Origin of the sequence: Pedobacter sp. GSP4 (assembly GCF_051857575.1) — a bacterium.
In the GTDB taxonomy this organism is placed as follows: domain Bacteria; phylum Bacteroidota; class Bacteroidia; order Sphingobacteriales; family Sphingobacteriaceae; genus Pedobacter.
Genome location: NZ_JBPZIR010000001.1, coordinates 210,258 through 230,867, shown reverse-complemented (window position 1 = coordinate 230,867; position 20,610 = coordinate 210,258). Strand labels below are relative to the sequence as shown.

The window sequence follows — 20,610 nt, the reverse complement described above, 5'->3', positions numbered from 1 at the left end:
TTCACGCTGTTATTTTTTATACAAAATGGATATAAAACCTTTAATTGTGCCATCAGCACCAAGATCGAGCATATAATAGTAGGTATCCTCCATTAGTGCGGTTCCATTTACATAACCGTCCCAATTATTCTGGTAGTTCATTGCGGTATATAGCATCCTTCCTCCCCGATCAAAAATGGTAAGCTTATTATTGGGATATTTCTCTAAACCCTTGATCACAAAAAAGTCGTTCTTACCATCGCCATTAGGCGTTAGAATGTTATTTACCACGCTTACATTGGCCGTAGTTTCTATGATTAAAAAAGGCTGTAGAAAGCCTTGGGTGAGCGTTGTATTGCTTGCCTGAAAAGTTTGCACCAATACCATTTCCCCGATGCTAAAATCGTAAAGCTGATTGTTGATTTTGCCCGAGCCACTCGCTGCATTAACCGTATAAGGTAAACTTTGCGCTTTTGCCCTGCTGCTAAAAAGCAACACGGCCAGGAAAATAAAAATATAATATACTTTTCCCATAGCCTTTAGTTTAAAGAGATCCAAGCCGAACCATCACTTTGAATGGTATATGTTTTAGCTCCGGTAATGGTGGTGGTACTCGAATCGTCGTTTAATAAAACCGGACTGTTAAGCGTCACATCACCCGATGATAATGCCTTTACAATAACATAGATTCTCCCCTTACAGCTAGCAGCCGTTGGAAGATTTAAAGTTACTGCAGCGCCTACATTTTTTACCCTAACCGTATAATGGCTTGCATCGAGTGTTAAAGTACCGGCTGTTGTAATGGTTAATATACTGGCCGAAACAGAACCATTAATATTCAGGGTGCTGTTATTTGCAGGCGCGTACGCTGTAGCGCTTGCAGCAGTAGTTCCGTTCAAGGTTAGTGATCCACCATTTGCCGTAAAGCTTCCAGAAATTAAGGGGAATGTGGTGTTAGTATTCGCGATAATCAGACTATTGTTTAGGCCTGTATTGGTACTACCTGCATTGCTGCCGATAAAAATATTGCCCGAACCATTATTTTTTGACCCGGCTGAGTATCCTAAGGCCGTATTATTATCACCATTACTGGCCTCTAATGTTAAACTACCAATGGCTGTATTGTTAATTCCTGTTGCCGTGGCCATTAAAGTATGTGCACCAAATGCGCTATTGTTAGAGCCTACCGTACTTACACTCAAAGCCTGCGAACCAAAAGCACTGTTATTGATGCCGCTAAAACTTCTTTGCAAAGCGATGTAACCGAAAGCACTATTCTCATAACCAGAAATATTTACCGAGAGTGCTTCTTTACCAAATGCACTGTTGTAAAAACCAGATACATTGGCCGAAATGGTTTTGTATCCGTAAGAAATATTTGTTTCAGCTGAACTGCCCAATCGGCCAGATTTTTGTCCGTTGACCATAAAATTTATTGCAACATCATCGGTATTGCCCAAAAAATTACTCGTTTGGTCTACATTCCCTGTATTGCCCCTCAATGCCCAGGCATTTGCATTGGCAAATAGTGTACGGCTGATCAATTCGGGCTTACCGGTTATCGCATTGGTAATGTAAACCTTATTTGCATCGCTAACCCCATCAGTAGTTAATTTTTCCAGTGTAACAGCTGCGTCAGCTAGTTTAGGCGTAGTTACCGAGCCATCTGCCAATTGTAATGTATTAACCGCTAAATCGTCAATATTGATATTTTTAACCTCCTTATTTCCAATTTTAACCGAAGTAACTGCTCCATTGGCCAATTTAGGTGTAGTTACCGAACCATCGGCCAATTGCAATGTATTAATTGCGGCATCATCAATATTTATATTTTTAACTTCTTTGTTCCCAATTTTAATCGAAGTAACTGCTCCGTCGGCCAATTTAGGTGTAGTTACCGAACCATCGGCAAGCTGTAAGGTATTCACTGCAGCGTCATCAATGTTGATGTTCTTCACTTCTTTATTTCCAATTTTAACTGAAGTAATGGCTCCATTGGCCAGCTTTGGCGTAGTTACCGAACCATCGGCAAGCTGTAAGGTATTCACTGCTGCGTCATCAATATTGATATTCTTTACCTCTTTACTTCCAATTTTAATTGAAGTAACTGCCCCATCAGCCAATTTTGGTGTGGTAACCGAGGCATCTGCAATTTTTGAAGTCGTAATGGCGGCGTCGGCCACTTTTACGGTGGTAACGGCACCCGCATTGATATCGATCACCACATCCTTTAATAATGCCGTACTCCCGTTAGCGCTGATAGAAAGATCTGTTGAGGTTAAAGCTTTGGCCCCAGCCAGTTGACTAACATCTAAGGTTACCGGTTTCCAGGCAGTACCATCAAACAGCAACACCTGATTATTGGTTGGCGATGCTGCATTTAAGGTTTTTCCCTGAATATTGGCTAGTGTTGGATTTGGATAATTTCCGCTCAAATCTCCACCCGCTACACCTGTTGACGGACCTACTGGCCCTACATCACCTTTATCGCCCTTATCACCTTTTGCACCAGCTGCTCCTGGTATGCCCTGAGCGCCGGTTGCCCCCGTTGCCCCTACATCTCCTTTAACGCCTTGGGCACCTGTTGCACCAACCGGTCCTTGAGGGCCTGTTGCACCGGTTAAGCCGGTTGGTCCTTGAGGGCCTGCACTGCCAGTTGCACCCTGCGGTCCAGCGGGACCTGTAGCACCTGTATCTCCCTTTGGACCAATTGGGCCATTTGCTGCATATAAGGCATAAGGAACGCTCAATAACTGAGCTGTTCCGGCCAAACTGAAGTTTGTGCCATTATCAGGATCGATTTCTACTTTTACAAATTTTAAACCACTGGCCCAGGTAACCCCGCCTATGCTTCCACTTACCGAAGTGGCACCACTGCTCCCAATAGAAACTGCATAAAGACCATTGGTGTTGGTTATAACATTTCTTACCTCACTATACTGAACGGTTCCGGTTGATGTTCCGTCGAGGATACTGATGCGAAGGGATATATTTTTGTTAGCTAAAGGTGAACCATTGGCATTTCTAGCTGCACCTTGATAATTAAACTGCTGTGGAGCCTGTGCTTTAACAGCCATAGCTAAGCCAACACTTAGCAGAGCGATTAGTAAAAGTTTTTTCATGAATCGGGATGAGATCTAAATATTAGGCAAAAAAATAATTGGCCTAACTCTCAAATCTAATAATTAGTATATCCCTTAACCTTTACTTTACACGAAAGCCTATTTTAAAAGACCAAAAGACACATAAAATATTGACAATCAATAGAATACAAAAAATTTTATTCTACAATTTTACACCAACACCATATTTTAGCCCTATTTGCAGGCATAATTCAAAAGAAAAAGTGCACCAATAGCCTTCTAAGGCATTGATTTGACTATGGCTTTGCTAACAATTTAGGTTTCTGATGGGAAAGAGATCCCTTTTATATTGCGGTACAGATCTACAGCATACAGGTCAGTCATTCCAGAAACAAAATCCAAAACACTTTGCGTGCGCGAGTAGATATCGCTTAAATCAGTATGGTATTGTTTAGGGATAAGCTTAACCAGCTTTTTATAATAATGTGTATTATTATGGATAAGTGCAGGTACAAATTCTTCTAAAAGCCCTGCCATGATTTTATACCCGGCCACTTCTTTCTGTATTACAGATGAATAATTATAAATACGCTCTACTGAGATTTTTTCTACGGCTTTCCATGCAGCAATATAAGGCTCAGGAATTAAATCCGTTAAACTCTGGTTCAGGGTTCCCTTTAGCAAGCTTTCCTGCTCCCTGAAAAATATATTGGCACACTCATTTGTTAATGTATTGATGGCTTTGGCCCTGAGCAGGCCAATTTTTGCATCATCATCTTCGTAATCGTTTTTTAAACGGCTTTCAATGGTTTTCGAATTGGCAAAAGGGAGCAGGTAATTCTTTACCTCTTCGTAAGAAAGGATTTTTAACCGGTGGGCATCCTCCAAATCGATTATGCTGTAGCAAATATCATCGGCAGCCTCTACCAGGTAAACCAAAGGATGGCGTTTGTAAATAAGAAATTCGCTTTCTTCCTGTTCGAGTTTAAGTTCGGTAGCAATTCTTTTGAAGGTTTCTTCTTCCGACTGAAAGAAGCCATACTTTTTTCGGTGGAGTAAGCCTTTCTGTTTACCGGCAATTGAAGCGCAGGGGTATTTTGCAATCGAAGCCAGTGTAGAATAAGTTAAGGCATAGGCATCGTTACCTTTTCCTTTTAACGGATGGGTTAGAATTCTGATCGCATTTGCATTACCTTCAAAGTTAATCAGATCGTGCCATTGCGAATCGCTCATTTCCTTTTGGTAAACTTTACCATCACCATCAGTAAAATATCTTGAAATGGCAGCCTCCCCCGAATGTCCAAATGCCGGGTTACCCAAATCGTGGGCAAGTGCTGCCGCTGCTACAATATTTCCAACCTCGTTAATTAAAGGAACCTCTTTAATCAGGTTGGGTTGATGTTCTTCAACATTCTTCAGAAATATATTGGCCATAGAACGGGCTACACTGGCTACTTCCAAACTATGTGTTAAGCGGTTATGAACGAAAACACTTCCTGGCAATGGGAATACCTGGGTTTTATTCTGCAATCTTCTAAAGGGGGAAGAAAAAATCAACCGGTCGTAATCGCGCTGAAAATCAGAACGTGCCCTGTCAGTGCTGGCACCATACTGTTCTTGTCCGTACCTTTTATTCGATAGTAAATATTTCCACTCCATTTATCCCTTTGGCATTTAAAATTTGGGCGCAAGTTAAGCAAAACACGAAAATGGTTTTGCATAAAATTCGAAGTAAAATTTAGATTACAATTATTGAAAGATTATTTATATTCGCTACAAATTAAACAAACAAAATAATGAAGAAAATCTTTTTAACGCTCGCTATCTTGTGCTGCTTTACCATGTTAACAAAAGCGCAATTTGAAGGCTCGAAGCAAATTTTTGAAAGTCCTAAACTAAAGGAAACCATTAAAACCCAAAAAATTGTGGCTATTTTACCTTTCGAAGTTAAAATCTCTTACCGCAAACAACCTAAAAACTTCAGTGCCGAGGGCAACAAAACCCAGGAAGAATCAATGGCTAAATCAATCCAGGCCAGCATGTATACTTTCTTGTTGAGAAAAGCATCTGATTATACGGTTTCTTTTCAGGATGTTGACAAAACCAATATTCTATTAAAAAAAGCGGGTGTTTTAGGCAAACTTGATGAAACAACCAAAGATGAACTGGCTAAAATATTAGGTGTTGATGCTGTAATCGGCGGACGCTTTGAAACCGAACAGACTAAATCTGAAGCTGGTGCGATTGCCTCTGCAGTTTTATTTGGAGGTTTTGGCGGAAAATCGGGTACTGGTACTATGTTTTTAACCATCAACAACGGAGCCGACGGCGAGCTGTTATGGCGCTTCTTTAAAACCATGGACGATACAATAATGAGTTCGACCGATGATATGGTTGAACGGATGATGCGAAAGATATCACGAAACTTTCCATATAAAAGTTAAACATTAGGCAGATAGAAATATCTGCCTTTTTTGTTGCTATTAACTTCCCCACATTAAAGACGCCATGCTTAATGAGGAGCCAACTTTTACGGTTTAACAAACTATTTTACCTATCAGCTGTTTTACATGTAAACAATTGATACTATGAAAACTAGCATATATAATAAAGACGAACATTTGGAAGGCTACGTAGGGAAAGGCGAAAGCACTGAAAAATCTGATGTGCAAAAAGCTTACGAAGCTGGAAACAATGGCAATGAAGTAACCAGTTTTGGTAGAGAGCCCATAGCTGATTATAATGCCCAGACGTTAAATGAAAAAAACATCAAGGCGCGCGATGGTTTTGATAATACCGGTACGCAGGGATGTGATTCGCTAAGTGACGATGCTTATCATAGCGAAGATAAACATCCCACAATTGATAGTGCAGCAAGCCAGACGGGCAGCTCATCAAGCGATTTCGATACTAAAAAAGGCATTAACGAAGCCGACGAAGACCACGCCTTAAATACAGGAATATAAACAGACAATTATGAGCTTATTAAAATACGCCATTTTAGGCGCGGCAGCAGTTTATGGACTTAAATATGCAACCAAGAAAAGAACTTCAGATGGCAAATCGTTAATTGATGATTTTAAAGCGAAAGCCCCTGAATATGTAGACAGGTTAAAAAATTACGGCGAAAGGGTAAAGCAGGATTACTCACAAACCAGTGATTTATACTGACATTCTACAGCACTGAAATAGACAAAGAAAATTGACATATATCAACATATTAATTAATTAATACTTGTATGTTGATGATATGTTTGAGACATTTGCGGCGCATTAGGATTCGCGACAAACATTAACTATAACTACTAAACAATTTAAGGGCATTTGCTACTTGATTAACGCATTTCAGTTGTGGAGTCCTAAAAAATTTCCATCTACCGGAAAAGCATGAAGTATTTTAAAGGGACTCTTCTTACGAGACTGGTCCCTTTTTAACTATAAATCTTTCCCCTTTAGCCCTTTATTATTTGTCTTGTTCCTATTGCCTATATCCTCACCCTGACTTAAATTGGTATGTTTTAAATCATTGTTCACATCGTGTTCAGCATCTTTTTGGGCCTTGGCCAAGTGTTCTTCATCTGGTTCATCCTTGCGCTTAAAATCAGGGCGTTTATGGCCATAGGTTGCTTCTCCATTATCCCATTCGATATCCTCATCCCGGTCTACCCCAAGTTTGGGATCGACATTCTTTTTCTCATTTATTTCCATTTTATTAACATTTAGCAGATGTTTTTGTATATAGAACAATTGTTAAAGCAAAAAGGTTTAGTCCTTATTTAACTCCCTTACTTTGGTTAATTTCGGTATCACTATCTACATCACTTTTATCCGATCCATTTTCGTCTCTATGTTCTGGCGGGTTTTCCATCCTGCTTTTTTCCAGATCAGAAAAATCGCCGTCTTTTTGATTGGCCACTTCACCGTGCGATGAGGGCTTTCGTTTTGCTTCTTCCTGTGGATCAGCAAAATCCTGCCCTTCAACAGGCATTTTTTGATCAGTAGTTTCTTTCTTTGTCATACTCTTTAAACCCCGAAAAACTGCTTTTGTTTCCAAAATTAAAGGCATAAAAAAAGTCCCGACTTTCATCGGGACTTTCAATTCATTTAAAATCAATTAAACTTTGATTTCAACTTCAACACCGCTAGGTAATTCAAGTTTCATTAAAGCATCAACTGTTTTAGAGTTAGAGCTATAAATATCCAATAAACGTTTGTAAGCGCATAATTGGAACTGCTCTCTAGCTTTTTTGTTTACGTGTGGAGAACGTAATACAGTAAAGATTTTTTTCTCTGTAGGAAGTGGAATTGGACCACTTACAACTGCACCCGTAGGTTTAACAGTTTTTACGATTTTCTCAGCAGATTTGTCTACCAAGTTGTAATCGTAAGATTTTAATTTAATTCTGATTCTTTGGCTCATCTTTTATTTTAATTATGGCTTCCTGTTAGAGCTATTAACAACAGAAACCGGATTTATCTTTTACCAAGGTGGAGGATTTAAGGTGTAAGGCTTAGGGTTAAAAACCTTTTGCCTTACGCCTTTTACCTTATACCTTAATTAGTCTTCAGATTTTACTCTGCCTTTTGACTTAGCAATTACTTCGTCCTGTACGTTTTTAGGCGCTGGTTCGTAGTGATCGAATTCCATTGTAGAAGTTGCACGGCCTGAAGTGATGGTACGTAATTGAGTTACATAACCGAACATTTCTGAAAGTGGAACCAATGCTTTGATTACTTGAGATCCATTACGGGTATCCATACCTTGTAACTGACCACGACGACGGTTCATATCACCGATAACATCACCCATGTTTTCTTCAGGGGTTAAGATTTCGATTTTCATGATTGGCTCCATCAAAGAAGGTCTACATTTAGGTAAAGCCTCGCGATATGCCATACGGGCAGCAAGCTCGAATGATAAAGCATCTGAATCGACTGCGTGGAATGAACCATCAATCAAACGTACTTTCATATCAGGAAGTGGATAACCAGCTAATACACCGTTCGCCATTGCAGAAGCAAATCCTTTCTCAACTGAAGGGATAAACTCACGAGGAATTGAACCACCTACAATCTCGTTTACAAACTGTAAACCACCTTTTTCAAAGTCTGCATCAATTGGAGAGATTACAACTTTGATATCGGCAAACTTACCACGACCACCTGATTGTTTTTTATAAACTTCGCGGTGTTCTGCAGTACCGAAGATAGCCTCTTTATAAGCTACTTGTGGCGCACCTTGGTTAACTTCTACTTTAAACTCACGTTTTAAACGGTCGATTAAGATATCTAAGTGAAGCTCACCCATACCAGAGATAACTGTTTGACCAGTTTCTTGATCTGTTTGAACCCTGAACGTAGGATCTTCTTCAGCCAATTTAGATAAGCCCATACCTAATTTATCAACATCAGCCTGAGTTTTAGGCTCAATAGCTAAACCGATAACCGGCTCAGGGAATACCATCGATTCAAGAACGATAGGGTTTTTCTCATCACAAAGCGTATCACCAGTTTTGATATCTTTAAATCCAACTACCGCAGCAATATCACCAGCAGCTACATTAGGAACTGGGTTTTGCTTATTTGCGTGCATCTGGAAGATACGTGAAATACGCTCTTTGCTTTCTGAACGTGTATTGTAAACATAAGAACCAGCTTCTAAATTACCCGAGTAAACACGGATAAAGCATAAACGGCCTACGAATGGGTCAGTTGCAATTTTAAATGCTAAAGCTGCAAATGGCTCATCAATACTTGGTTTTAATAAAACTTCTTCGTTAGTATCAGGGTTAGTACCTACAACACCTTCTGAATCTAAAGGCGAAGGCAATAACTCCATTACGTAATCCAACATGGTTTGAACACCTTTGTTTTTGAAAGATGAACCACAAACCATAGGTACGATTTTAGCATCTAAAACAGCTGCACGTAAAGCGTCTAATACTTCGCGTTCAGTGATGGTTTCAGGAGCTTCGAAGAATTTCTCCATTAGAGATTCATCATAATCAGCAACTGATTCTAATAATTTCTCTCTCCACTCAGCAACCTCATCAATCATATCATCAGGAATTGGAACTTCGGTAAAGGTCATACCTTTATCGTGCTCATTCCAAACGATACCGCGGTTGTTGATCAAATCAACCACACCTTTAAACTGATCTTCAGAACCGATAGGTAACTGCAAAGGAACTGCATTGCTACCTAACATATCTTTAACCTGCTTAACAACTTTTAAGAAATCTGCACCAGAACGGTCCATTTTGTTAACGAAACCGATACGGGCAACGTTATAGTTGTTAGCTAAGCGCCAGTTAGTTTCTGATTGAGGCTCAACACCATCAACAGCAGAGAACAAGAACACCAAACCATCCAATACCCGTAACGAGCGGTTTACCTCTACGGTAAAATCCACGTGTCCCGGTGTATCGATAATGTTCATGTGGTAGTTCTGGTTTCTGTATTTCCAGTTAACTGTAGTTGCAGCAGAAGTAATGGTAATACCACGCTCTTGCTCTTGTGCCATCCAGTCCATTGTTGCAGCACCTTCGTGCACTTCACCAATTTTATGACTCACACCAGCATAATAAAGAATACGCTCTGTTGTTGTAGTTTTACCTGCATCAATGTGAGCTGCGATTCCAATATTTCTTGTAAATTTTAAATCTCTTGCCATTGTATTTTTTTTGATTTATCTGATTTTAAATGATTACACCGATTATGTTAAAAACAAATCGGTGTAATTTATTTAATCAGTATAATCTTCTAATTAAATCTGTGTAATCTTACTAATTTGTAATAAACCACTAGAAACGGAAGTGAGAGAACGCTTTGTTAGCCTCAGCCATTTTGTGCGTATCTTCTTTCTTCTTAACAGCAGCACCTTCACCTTTAGCAGCAGCTACGATTTCACCAGCTAATTTCTCTTTCATCGTTTTTTCTCCACGACGACGAGCATATAAAATTAACCATTTCATACCTAAAGCTGTTTTACGCTCTGGTCTAACCTCGGTTGGAACCTGGAAGTTAGCACCACCAACACGACGAGATTTAACCTCTACAGCTGGCATAATGTTAGTTAAAGCGCGTTTAAATACCTCTAAACCGTTTTCACCTGCTTTTTTCTCAGCAATTTCAACAGCATCGTAAAAGATTGAGTAAGCGATAGATTTTTTTCCATCGTACATCATATTGTTTACAAAACGAGTCACCTGAACATCATTAAATTTTGGATCAGGAAGAATAATTCTCTTTTTTGGTTTTGACTTTCTCATTTCTTATTTCCTCCCGATTATTTCTTTTTACCTTTAGTTGGCGCCGCAGCTACTTGACCTGGTTTAGGACGTTTAGTACCATATTTAGAACGACGTTGGTTACGACCAGCTACACCTGATGTATCTAATGCACCACGGATGATGTGGTAACGTACACCTGGTAAATCTTTAACACGACCACCACGGATCAATACGATTGAGTGCTCCTGTAAGTTGTGACCTTCTCCAGGGATGTAAGCATTCACCTCTTTACCGTTCGTTAAACGAACACGGGCTACTTTACGCATTGCTGAGTTTGGTTTTTTAGGGGTAGTGGTGTACACACGTGTACATACACCTCTTCGCTGTGGACAGCTGTCCAACGCTGGAGACTTACTCTTGAACTCCAGTGCTACTCTACCTTTTCTAACTAATTGTTGAATGGTTGGCATTGTGCTTTTTTATGTTTTTTTATTAAAAAATTTACCGCTCCCCCGGCATCTTTACAGATAGCCCATAAAACGGACTGCAAAAGTAGAACAATTCTTTTTAAAAATCAAGGGGTTAGCGTAAAAAGTTTTCAGTTTGCAATTGCCAGCTTTCAGTTGGAAATTAAGAAGTTGCGACGGCTTTTGCGGTTTTTAGTTTTCGGCTGGCAGCTTGCCATTAGTCAATACCTTAAAATGATCGTCCTCTTGATTAACTTTTGACCCACAAAGTTCTTTTCACACGCGTATAAAAGATTGTTTGAAATACTATATCTTTAGTAAAAATCTAAATTATATGTTCTTAAGCATCATCGGAATTATTATCATTTTTATTGGCTTCGCAGTTTCTAACCAAAACAATGCTATTGGCCGCTACAGCAATTTTGCCAAAATTATAGGTGTAGTGTTGGTGATTATAGGTTTATCCTTCTCCATGTTTAAAGTAATAGATGCTGGTGAGGTTGGCGTTAAAACAGTTTTTGGAAAAGTAGACAAAGATGTTCTGTATAGCGGTTTAAACGTGATTAACCCTATTGCCGTAATTACGACGTTTGATGTTAAAACCCAAAACTATACCATGTCTGGCGTTCATGATGAAGGCAATAAACAAACTGACGATGCATTGCGGGTTTTATCGGCAGATGGGCTGGAAGTAATTATTGATCTTTCTGTACTGTTCAGGGTAAAAGGAAGTGCTGCGCCCAATATCCTAAGGGAAATAGGAACCGATTACCTGGAAAAAATCGTCCGCCCGGTTTCCCGTACCGCCATTAGGGATAATGCGGTAGCTTATGATGCCGTTGCCCTGTATTCGAGTAAGCGGGATGAATTTCAGGCTAAAATATTCAACACTATTGAGAAAAGTTTTGCCAAAAGAGGATTAGAACTGGAGCAGCTTTTGGTGCGCAACATTACGCTGCCCGCGTCTGTAAAAGCAAGTATCGAATCTAAGATCAATGCAGAACAGGATGCACAAAAGATGACCTTCGTACTTCAAAAGGAACGCCAGGAAGCTGAACGCAAAAGAGTGGAAGCACAGGGTATTGCCGATTACCAACGCATTCTTTCAACAGGATTGAGCGATAGACAGCTTCAGTATGAATCTATATTGGCTCAAAAAGAAATTGCAAAATCACCAAACTCAAAAGTTATTATTATGGGCAATGGCAAAAGTGCCCCTATTATTTTAGGGGGAAATTAACGGTTAAAAACGCCTAATTACAATCCTTAAAACTTTCTTTAAGCAGCCTTAATTTAGCAACAGCTGCTTCGAGCTCTTTTGGTGCCTTACCATATTCGTAGGTAACCTTATATTGCTTGCCATCGGCGTTGATGGTAATCCACTCTGCTCCTCCATCTGCACAATCGGGGCAGCCGATTACTTCTGGAAGGGATGAGATTTTTTCGATATTCAACTCGTTTTTGATGGCATTTATTTCGTCGGCAGAAATAGTTTTGCTACAGGTTTTTGTATCTGGTGCCTGCCCGTTCTTAGATTTGGTAAAAGTAAGCTTCAAATCGCTAACGAGCAGGTTATTGGTACAGTACCCTATGCACATGCCAAAAGAAGAACCATAACCAATGCTGTTTAAATTGGTGATGCCGCTTTTTTTACATCCCGAAAAGGCCAATAGGGTAACAGATAAGGAAATTAGCAGTAAAGTTTTACTCATAGTGATGGATTTTACTTCCAAAGATATTATTTCTTAGCCATTTTAGTTAAGGGTATTGCATGGATTGCTTCTTTCATTTTTTTAACACGTTTTGGTGATTTTGTAATTCAAGTAGACATAAAAAAAGTCTTCCAGTTTTTTTCTGAAAGACTTCCATTTTTAAGCTTTAGCTGAGCGATTTAGGGATTGAGTGAATGAAAAATCAGCGCTATGGCAGGTCGAAAGCAAAAGTATAATTTAGCCTTTTACCGCTTAAAATATATTCAGAAACTACCTTTCCATCTACCAGGATTTTATACTCACCTCTTGATTTGTCTTTTGCTGTAGCAAAGGTTTTTAGCAGTACATGTGTGCCTGTTTTTAAAGTAACTGTTTTTTCCCAATTGCCACTCACTTTTTTTAGTTCGGTCTGTTTTCCACTTTCATCGGTGTAGGCTACATCAGCAGTTAAACCTTCGCCAAAATTTGCCCGGTACACTACGTTATAAGTTTCCTTTTGAGGAACATCAATTTTACCCCGCGACATAGAATAAACTGTTGTCATGGTTGAAAGGGCACAGCTGCTTAAAACAAGCATCACCAGGGAGCAATAGAAAATATTTTTCATACGTTAAGGTTTAGATTAGGATGACGATAATTTTCAGGGAAAGGTTGCATGGGAAGCTAATTAAAGAAGGAGTGTTTGAGTGAATGATTGAATGAGTACTTAATTGATGGAATGAGTGATAGATTGATTGGGAAATGAAGTAAATTTAGCTCCTAAACATGCGCTCATTCAAAACTCAATCATTCAATCATTTACTAAACGTATCAACATATAAATCTTCCACTTTTTTTCTGGCCCAGGGCATTCTCCTTAAAAACTTTAAACTCGATGTTATGCTTTGATTATTGTTAAAGCAATCTATCCTAATCAGCGATCCTAATTTTTCCCAGCCATAATGCACCTGAAGATCGGTTACTATTTTTTCTAAAGTAATACCATGTAAGGGGTTGTTTTTTTGCTGTTCGGCCATGATGCAAAGTTAAGCTAAAATTATTGAGGCTGGTACTGTGCCATCCAAACATTTGCGCCACCGCATTCTGGATCATTTATTTGATGTTGAAGCACCACAAATTTATTTAGGCCCAATAGTGAATGATATTCGTCCGCAGCCAAAGAGGCATGAAACAGATTTTCGCCCCCGTTCATCCCCCAAGCCTCTCCCCTTTCAGTACCTGAGGTAAACAGCAATATGCCATTTGGCTTAAGGTGCTGCCTAAAAATGCTGAACATATTGGGCTGATCATCTGCCGGAAGATGAAAAAAACTATGCCAGGCAATAATGCAATCAAATTTTTCGGCTAAATGGAGGTTACGCATATCACGTAGTAAAAACCTGGCTCCCGGACAGTTTGCTTTGGCCATATTGAGCATCTCTACACTCGCATCAACCCCTAAAACCGCCATATTTTGACTAAGCAGGTAATCCATTATGGGCTTTCCGTTGCCACAGCCCAAATCTAAAATATCTGCACCTGCAGGCAAATGCTTAAGCACAGCATCCAGATATTTCTTTTCCATTAAACCAGTATATTGGTTTTCTGCATACCAACTGGCAATTTTATTGTAAACCTGATAAACATTTTTACTTTCTCCCTTTTCCATAGCACAATTATGATTATCCAACAGCGGTGGCGTCAATTTCAATGAGCATTCCGGTTAGTGCTAACCTATTTACAGGAATAAGCGTATTTACCGGAAACTTTAAATCGGGCCATATTTTGGTCGATTCTTCAATTAAGACCTGGTGTTTTTCATCATCGTAATCTACCACTAAAGTGGTCAATTTGGCAACATTAGCCATCCCTAAGCCCTTGCTGGCCAAAGCAATTGCAATATTCTCAAAAACAATAGCTACCTGTGTGCGAAAATCTGCGCTTAAAAGGCCATCGGGCCTACTACCGCCCTGTCCCGCTACAAAAACCAGCTGGCTCCAGGCCGAAATGGCTGCAACATGCGAATAGCCGTGCGGACGCGGATCGTATATCCCCTCGGGATTGGTGATTTCAAAAGAAGATGTTTCCATATTGCGAATGTATCTGATCAAAAATACCAAACCGTCGGGAATTTGTAATAAAAAAGCCTCCCGGTTTTTACATCGGAAGGCTATATGAAGTTGGATACAGACTATTTTAATTGCCTGTAGCAGTCCAGGTGTTATTATCAGGATTCGAATCTGGCAATACCTTATTTGGATCTAAAGTAACCGATTCAATCTCTTCTGTTGATGGATAACGTACCAACCAGCTTGTATTTTTCATCCAAACATCAACAGGAACTTTGATCATGTCGGTTTTTCCGCTCTTGGTTTTAACCTGAAGGATAATAGGCATTGGCATTTTTTCGAGGTTTACCACTTTAATGGTATAGCCAACAAGTTTATCGTCTTTCTTAACGGCCTCCACACTGGCAATTCCCTGATCCATTTTCCAGCTGTTTAACCACCAGCTTCTCCAGAACCAAGCCAGGTCTTCGCCAGCACCATTTTCCATCGAACGGAAAAAATCAAACGGCGTTGGGTGTTTAAATGCCCAGTTTTTAATGTATTGACGGAAAGCATAATCAAAACGGTCTTCGCCTAAAATCTGGTTTCTTAAAAGGTCAAGTCCCCAGCCTGGTTTGCTGTATAGGTTAACACCGATATTTCTTTCAGCCATTCCATCAGGCATCAGCATAATGTTTTCGTAAATCGGGTTGCCGATAACTGCTTTACCAATTTTATTTAAATCGGTAGCTGGACTGGCATATTCACCATTATTGAAGCTTTTTTTAGAGATACCGTTGATAAAAGTATTAAAACCTTCGTCCATCCAGCCGTATTTACGCTCGTTCGAGCCCACAATCATCGGGAACCAGGTATGGCCAAATTCGTGATCGATAACGCCCCATGCACTGCCTTTTTTAGCCGTCCATCCGCAAAACACGATGCCAGGATATTCCATACCACCAATATTGGTGGCAACGTTTACAGCCATTGGATATGGGTATTCGAACCATTTAGACGAATAATGTTCGATAGTAGATTTTACATATTCAACCCCACGGCCATAACTATCAACGCCATTGCTTTCTACAGGCTGTGCAGAAACCGCTAAACCTGTTTTTCCACTTGGCAGTTTATATCTTGCTGCATCCAGCACAAAAGCTTTAGATGAAGCCCAAGCTGCATCGCGTGCATTTAAAATTTTAAATTTCCAGGTTAATTTATCTTTCGCTGGGCGCGATTTTGGATCTGTAACCTCAGCTTCAGTACGGATATGAACTGTTGCATCGCTGGTTTTTGCAGCATTCCATCTTTGTAACTGTTGTGGTGTAAATACTTCGGCAGGGTTTAATAACTCGCCCGATCCCATTACAATGTGGCTTGCAGGTGCTGTAATGGAAAAGTTGATATCGCCATACTCACAGTAAAATTCGCCACCGCCCCAGTAAGGCAAAGTATTCCAGCCAATTACATCATCGTAAACGCACATTCGTGGAAACCATTGTGCAATGGCAAAAATTTCACCATTTTTTGTGGTTAAATGCCCGGTCCTGTCCGATCCTTCTTTTGGTACAATGTAAGAATAGTCCATTTTCACGGTAACGATATCGCCGTTAGCCGCCAAAGGCTGATCTAAACGGATCTGCATGCGGGTATCTTCTATCAGTGAGGTAAATTTTACCGCTCCTGCCTTTTGCGATACACTGATGTTCTGTATTTTATATCCGCCATCAAATTTTTCGCCCTGCGCACCATAACGGCTGCGTGATGGGGTTATGGCATAACCACGAGAGGTTTCTTTAAAGGTGTTCTGATCTAACTGTAACCACAAATAAGGTAATTTATCAGGACTGTTGTTTTTATACGTGATGGTAACGGTACCGCTAACCATATTCTTGGTTTCATCAAGATTAGCCGTAATATTATAATCTACACGGTTTTGCCAGTATTTAGGTCCAGGGGCACCGTTTGCGGAGCGGAATTCATTTCCATTCTGGGTATAAAATAACGGGCCAAATGCCTCAGCAGGGTTATAATTGCTGGCTGGCGCCGTGGTTGTAGCTTGTTGGGCTGATGCAGAAAAAGCAAAAGCACAACAAACCATACAAAAAGTTAATAGTTTATTCATTTTCATGATATAATAAGGTTGTAATACGGCTGTAAATATAAAAAATAACCACATATAGATTTATATGTGGTTATAATGTTACCAATAAGTAAAATGCTGACTTAATTTGCCTTTAATTTGGGCAAATCCTGAAGCTTTCTTTCCTGTGGACTTAATTTTTTCCACGCTACAAAAGCTCTCGAAATATAATAGGTATATCTGTAGGGTCTTTCTGCTTTAACCTGCTCTACCGAAGGCCTGTAAATAATCATGAAGTTTTTAAGCTCCTCGCCTTCCAGTTTAGTTAAATCTGTAATGGCCTTAGCGGTAAAATTATCATCGATTTCTTCGAGGTACATTTCTTTTTCCTCTAAGTCGGCTTCTTTGCGTTGCTGTCTTTTATATTTTCCGTAACCCAGGTTTAAATTTAAACCGCCCACTTTATCTGTCATACGCTTACGGTTAAGGTTACCGCCTGTGCTGAGCAAAGTATATTTTTCCGCTAGTGGATCTTTGGCATCGGTAATCTGGCTGTTCATTCTTACCGCACTAACGTTTACATCATTTAAGCTATTGGTTTTAACCGGCAGATAGATGGTTCTGTTCAATAAATTGGTCAGGTATAAAGTGTCGGTATGGTAACCAACGGCAGAAAACTCGAGTAAATCGCCAATATTGGCCGCAATGGTGTACTTCCCTTCTTTATTGGTGCTGGTAGATTTTTTACTGTTCAGGTTTCTGATGGTTACCCCAGGTAAAGAGATTGTTTTTTTAGAAAAATCGAACACAGTACCTGTTGTTACCGTTTGTGCAAAAAGGCCAATGGGCAAAGCAAGCAATAAAAAAATGATCAGTTTGTACATGCTCAAAAGTAACTTAGTTCGACATTTAAAATCTGCTTTTAACAAACTTTAACATTAGAACAAATGAACTACGCTAGTGTTTTTAAATAATTATCTTCGTCAAAACCAATTAACACGGCTTTGCTGTTTTTTTCGATAACTGGTCGTTTAATTGCGCTCGTATTTTCTTTTAAATAAGCTACGGCTAAATCCTGATTGTTAATTTTGGCCTGCTCTTCTTTAGTTAGTTTTTTCCAGGTTAAGCCTTTGCGGTTTAATACGGTTTCCCAGCCAAAAATATTGCACCATTCGTTTAATTTTTCGTCGGTTATGCCTTTTTTCTTAAAATCGTGAAACTCAAAATCAATGTGGTTTGCTTTTAACCAATCGAGCGATTTTTTAACTGTATTGCAATTTGGAATTCCGTAAACGGTCATGTGATTGATAATAATGTAAGATAGAAAATGTGCTGTTCAAAGATAGTAAAAAATGGAAGATGTAAGATGGAGGAGGGAACCACGGGCATGCTCTTAAAATCACACAATCCTAAAAACACTATTCATTCATCACATTTTTCAATCCATCCATCACATTTTATTAATATTTTGAACTGGGCTGATTAACATTGCACCATCAAATATCGCTAAAATGAAACTTAAAGATTTACACAAAGTTGAATTCTGGGTATCTACTATCATTTACCTGTTCCTTTTTATTAGGTTAATATCCAATACCGTTAATCAGCACCATAATGAAAACTGGTACCGTTTTTACGATGAGCACATTTCGTACTCCAGCTTTACCAATTATTTTGTTCCCGAACTGTTCAGCATTACGGCAATTTACCTCAACTTTTTATTGCTGAACTTTTTTATTATCCCATTGGTAATCAAGAAAGAGAAAACCATATTGCCTTATTTATCGGTTGCACTTCTGATCGGAGCCACCACGTTAACCATTGGCATTTGCCGCACGTATAGCTTTGCTTACGAGCTGGTTGCTTACAAATCGTTACAGCATGCCTACAACCATATCTTTTTCAAAAGTTTTTACAATTCGTTTCTGGTTGTTGTTTCGATTATCGTTTATATCCTGATCAAATCTTTGATCACCAGCCTGATTAACAACAACGATGAACTGAATAAAACGCAGAACAAAATCAAAGCGGATACTGCTCTGGGCTTAGCATTCTGGCTAATTGGGATGTTGTTCCTCCTGATCTCGGATGCAGCTTATGAAATTTGTGTGGTATGGTCGCTCGTAATTTTTAGTAGCATAGGCATTGTAATCTACTCCATATACTTTCTGATCCCAAAAACCTTAAGTGAAGGAAAAAAATTCAAAAACTACCTTTTTAAAATCATACTGGCCAGTTTACTGATCTGCATTCCCATTGCCATCATTTCATTACTTGTTTTTAACCATCGAGGCGAGGCTCCTTTTGTGGTGATTCTTTTTCATTTACCAACCCAGTTACTGATTAGCGCGCCACTGGCATGGTACCTCTATAAAAGAAGGATGGTGAACGATGCTGAGCTTACCTCTTTGAAAACAGAATTAGGTAAATCTGATGCCACTTTGAGTTTTCTTCAATCGCAGATCAACCCTCATTTTCTATTCAATGCCCTGAATACCCTTTACGGCACTGCATTGCAGGAAAATGCTGAACGCACAGGTGAAGGGATTCAGAAACTAGGGGATATGATGCGCTTTATGCTCCATGAAAATACACTGGATAAAATATCGCTTGCACGCGAGGTAGAGTATCTTAGCAATTATATCGATCTGCAAAAACTCAGGACTTCACGTTCTGCCGACATCAATATTGAAACACATATTGAACAACAGTTTGGCGTATTGCAGATTACCCCCATGCTGCTGATCCCTTTTGTAGAAAATGCCTTTAAACATGGCATAAGCCTTCAACAGCCTTCGTATATTAAAATCAGTTTGCAGACCAAAGACAGTACCCTATACTTTGATGTGAGCAACAGTATTTACACAAAGGCAGAAAATGACCCCGAAAAGCTTAAAAGTGGTATTGGGTTAGAGAATGTGAAAAAGCGCTTATCTATGCTGTATATTGGTAAACACGAGCTGATTATAAGAGAAAGTGCCAAAGAATTTTTTGTTCATTTAACGTTGCAGTTGGATTAATTTGAATTAAGTCTGCCAGAAAAATAACTGTTAGCGAAAATCTGATTGACCAAAGATTTATTTATAAAAATGCTTATTATTGAAAGATTTCCTGGCAGTTCATTGGTTGCATCCTTATTGCGAGAAGGCTTTTACAGCCAACAGCCTGCCCGATTTTCGGGGAAACAATTTTCAAGGAAAGATTGCAAGCATAATAGATTGCTTTGTCGTTCCTCCTCGCAATGACAAGCATTCTATTGGGTTCAGTGAATGATAAATTAAGATGCTTCCTTTGTCAGCATGACAGCAGAAACAAGACACAAGAAATAAAATAAAAAATGATTGCCATTGCTATAGATGATGAACCGATTGCCCTAGAGATTATAAAATCTCATGCTTCAAAAGTTCCGTTTGTAGCCTTACAGGAAACATTTACCGATGCCTTTGCAGCCATTGCATACCTCCTGCACAATAAGGTAGATTTAATTTTTCTCGACATTAAAATGCCCGATATCAGTGGTATCGACTTTTTAAAGAGTTTGAGCAAACCGCCCATGGTTATTTTTACCACGGCTTATACTGAACATGCGGTACAAAGTTTTGAACTCGATGCGGTTGATTACCTGTTAAAACCATTTTCACTTTCGCGCTTTTTAAAGGCCTGCAACAAGGCGCACGAACTTTTTAACCTGCGAAACGAGAAACAGGAAGTAAAAGCCACGCACATTTTTATCAAAGATGGGTACGAACAGATTAAGGTAGAACTGGATGATATTCTCTATATTGAAGCTTCTGGAAACTACACGCAGATACAGCTTAAAAACAAATTGCTGAGCTCAAGGATTACCATAAACGATTTGGCAGATCTACTACCTAAAGCAGATTTTATCCGCTGCCACAGAACTTTTATAATAGCCAAGAACAAAATATCCAAATTTGACCGCAGCCAAATCTGGATAGGTGAAAAAATAATCCCCATTGGTGCTACCTACACCGGGATACAGCTTATTTAGCCAGCACAATTA

Annotated in this window: 23 protein-coding genes; 6 read left to right on the top strand and 17 right to left on the bottom strand. The window is 39.4% G+C overall.

The genetic code is table 11. The features are described from left to right. Window positions 1–9 precede the first annotated feature (9 nt). The 3 genes from ACS5PU_RS00860 to ACS5PU_RS00850 all read right to left on the bottom strand — a co-directional run bounded on the left by ACS5PU_RS00860 (window position 10) and on the right by ACS5PU_RS00850 (window position 4,721). On the bottom strand, window positions 10–513 hold the full coding sequence (locus tag ACS5PU_RS00860) for a gliding motility-associated C-terminal domain-containing protein (protein WP_439457390.1): 504 nt from the start codon (window positions 511–513) through the stop codon (window positions 10–12). 5 nt (window positions 514–518) lie between these two features. Beyond that, window positions 519–3,101, bottom strand: a complete 2,583-nt coding sequence (locus ACS5PU_RS00855; protein WP_439457389.1) for a hypothetical protein — start codon at window positions 3,099–3,101, stop codon at window positions 519–521. A gap of 276 nt (window positions 3,102–3,377) precedes the next feature. Continuing rightward, on the bottom strand, window positions 3,378–4,721 hold the full coding sequence (locus ACS5PU_RS00850) for a deoxyguanosinetriphosphate triphosphohydrolase (protein WP_439457388.1): 1,344 nt from the start codon (window positions 4,719–4,721) through the stop codon (window positions 3,378–3,380). 137 nt (window positions 4,722–4,858) lie between these two features. Between ACS5PU_RS00850 and ACS5PU_RS00845 the strand changes: the two genes are divergently transcribed. From ACS5PU_RS00845 to ACS5PU_RS00835, 3 genes are all read left to right on the top strand, one after another. Beyond that, complete coding sequence (locus ACS5PU_RS00845) at window positions 4,859–5,506, top strand: hypothetical protein (RefSeq protein ID WP_439457387.1); 648 nt, start codon at window positions 4,859–4,861, stop codon at window positions 5,504–5,506. A gap of 144 nt (window positions 5,507–5,650) precedes the next feature. Next, the gene (locus ACS5PU_RS00840; protein ID WP_439457386.1) at window positions 5,651–6,028 is read left to right on the top strand and encodes a hypothetical protein; all 378 of its coding nucleotides are present in this window, start codon (window positions 5,651–5,653) and stop codon (window positions 6,026–6,028) included. Window positions 6,029–6,038: 10 nt separating this feature from the next. Continuing rightward, entirely contained in the window at window positions 6,039–6,233 is a 195-nt protein-coding gene (locus ACS5PU_RS00835) for a YtxH domain-containing protein (RefSeq protein WP_439457385.1), read from the top strand. A gap of 264 nt (window positions 6,234–6,497) precedes the next feature. On the opposite strand, the gene ACS5PU_RS00830 is transcribed toward ACS5PU_RS00835, so the two are convergent. The 6 genes from ACS5PU_RS00830 to rpsL all read right to left on the bottom strand — a co-directional run bounded on the left by ACS5PU_RS00830 (window position 6,498) and on the right by rpsL (window position 10,764). Continuing rightward, complete coding sequence (locus ACS5PU_RS00830; RefSeq protein ID WP_439457384.1) at window positions 6,498–6,770, bottom strand: hypothetical protein; 273 nt, start codon at window positions 6,768–6,770, stop codon at window positions 6,498–6,500. Between the two features lie 64 nt (window positions 6,771–6,834). Further along, window positions 6,835–7,080 (bottom strand): hypothetical protein, encoded by a 246-nt coding sequence (locus ACS5PU_RS00825; RefSeq protein ID WP_439457383.1) that lies wholly within the window; start codon window positions 7,078–7,080, stop codon window positions 6,835–6,837. A gap of 96 nt (window positions 7,081–7,176) precedes the next feature. Continuing rightward, window positions 7,177–7,482 (bottom strand): 30S ribosomal protein S10, encoded by a 306-nt coding sequence (gene rpsJ, locus ACS5PU_RS00820; protein ID WP_008244591.1) that lies wholly within the window; start codon window positions 7,480–7,482, stop codon window positions 7,177–7,179. Window positions 7,483–7,620: 138 nt separating this feature from the next. Then, window positions 7,621–9,735 carry an elongation factor G gene (gene fusA / locus ACS5PU_RS00815; RefSeq protein WP_439457382.1) on the bottom strand — a complete coding sequence of 705 codons (2,115 nt, stop codon included), beginning with the start codon at window positions 9,733–9,735 and terminating at the stop codon, window positions 7,621–7,623. Between the two features lie 130 nt (window positions 9,736–9,865). Beyond that, window positions 9,866–10,333 carry a 30S ribosomal protein S7 gene (gene rpsG, locus ACS5PU_RS00810; RefSeq protein ID WP_025145241.1) on the bottom strand — a complete coding sequence of 156 codons (468 nt, stop codon included), beginning with the start codon at window positions 10,331–10,333 and terminating at the stop codon, window positions 9,866–9,868. Between the two features lie 17 nt (window positions 10,334–10,350). Continuing rightward, a complete protein-coding gene (gene rpsL, locus ACS5PU_RS00805; RefSeq protein ID WP_008244597.1) occupies window positions 10,351–10,764 on the bottom strand; it encodes a 30S ribosomal protein S12 in 414 nt (137 codons plus the stop codon). Between the two features lie 331 nt (window positions 10,765–11,095). Between rpsL and ACS5PU_RS00800 the strand changes: the two genes are divergently transcribed. Beyond that, window positions 11,096–12,001: a prohibitin family protein gene (locus tag ACS5PU_RS00800; protein ID WP_439457381.1), complete on the top strand. Its 906-nt coding sequence runs from the start codon at window positions 11,096–11,098 to the stop codon at window positions 11,999–12,001. A gap of 13 nt (window positions 12,002–12,014) precedes the next feature. Here the strand turns inward: ACS5PU_RS00800 and ACS5PU_RS00795 are convergent, their stop codons facing one another. The 8 genes from ACS5PU_RS00795 to ACS5PU_RS00760 form a co-directional block, all read right to left on the bottom strand. Continuing rightward, entirely contained in the window at window positions 12,015–12,473 is a 459-nt protein-coding gene (locus tag ACS5PU_RS00795) for a hypothetical protein (protein ID WP_439457380.1), read from the bottom strand. Window positions 12,474–12,681: 208 nt separating this feature from the next. Continuing rightward, window positions 12,682–13,080 carry a hypothetical protein gene (locus ACS5PU_RS00790; RefSeq protein ID WP_439457379.1) on the bottom strand — a complete coding sequence of 133 codons (399 nt, stop codon included), beginning with the start codon at window positions 13,078–13,080 and terminating at the stop codon, window positions 12,682–12,684. A 187-nt stretch (window positions 13,081–13,267) separates the two neighbouring features. Continuing rightward, a complete protein-coding gene (locus ACS5PU_RS00785) occupies window positions 13,268–13,489 on the bottom strand; it encodes a VF530 family DNA-binding protein (RefSeq protein ID WP_439457378.1) in 222 nt (73 codons plus the stop codon). Window positions 13,490–13,509: 20 nt separating this feature from the next. After that, window positions 13,510–14,121, bottom strand: coding sequence for a class I SAM-dependent methyltransferase (locus tag ACS5PU_RS00780; protein ID WP_439457377.1), 612 nt, complete (start codon window positions 14,119–14,121; stop codon window positions 13,510–13,512). A 13-nt stretch (window positions 14,122–14,134) separates the two neighbouring features. Beyond that, a complete protein-coding gene (locus tag ACS5PU_RS00775; RefSeq protein WP_439457376.1) occupies window positions 14,135–14,542 on the bottom strand; it encodes a RidA family protein in 408 nt (135 codons plus the stop codon). Between the two features lie 106 nt (window positions 14,543–14,648). After that, window positions 14,649–16,628, bottom strand: coding sequence for a M1 family metallopeptidase (locus ACS5PU_RS00770; protein ID WP_439457375.1), 1,980 nt, complete (start codon window positions 16,626–16,628; stop codon window positions 14,649–14,651). 101 nt (window positions 16,629–16,729) lie between these two features. Continuing rightward, on the bottom strand, window positions 16,730–17,470 hold the full coding sequence (locus ACS5PU_RS00765; RefSeq protein ID WP_439457374.1) for a carboxypeptidase-like regulatory domain-containing protein: 741 nt from the start codon (window positions 17,468–17,470) through the stop codon (window positions 16,730–16,732). 68 nt (window positions 17,471–17,538) lie between these two features. Beyond that, window positions 17,539–17,886 carry a Spx/MgsR family RNA polymerase-binding regulatory protein gene (locus tag ACS5PU_RS00760; RefSeq protein ID WP_439457373.1) on the bottom strand — a complete coding sequence of 116 codons (348 nt, stop codon included), beginning with the start codon at window positions 17,884–17,886 and terminating at the stop codon, window positions 17,539–17,541. 211 nt (window positions 17,887–18,097) lie between these two features. On the opposite strand from ACS5PU_RS00760, the gene ACS5PU_RS00755 reads away from it, so the two are divergent. Then, window positions 18,098–19,606 (top strand): sensor histidine kinase, encoded by a 1,509-nt coding sequence (locus ACS5PU_RS00755; protein ID WP_439457372.1) that lies wholly within the window; start codon window positions 18,098–18,100, stop codon window positions 19,604–19,606. Window positions 19,607–19,923: 317 nt separating this feature from the next. Next, window positions 19,924–20,598 (top strand): LytR/AlgR family response regulator transcription factor, encoded by a 675-nt coding sequence (locus ACS5PU_RS00750; RefSeq protein ID WP_439457371.1) that lies wholly within the window; start codon window positions 19,924–19,926, stop codon window positions 20,596–20,598. Window positions 20,599–20,610: the final 12 nt, after the last annotated feature.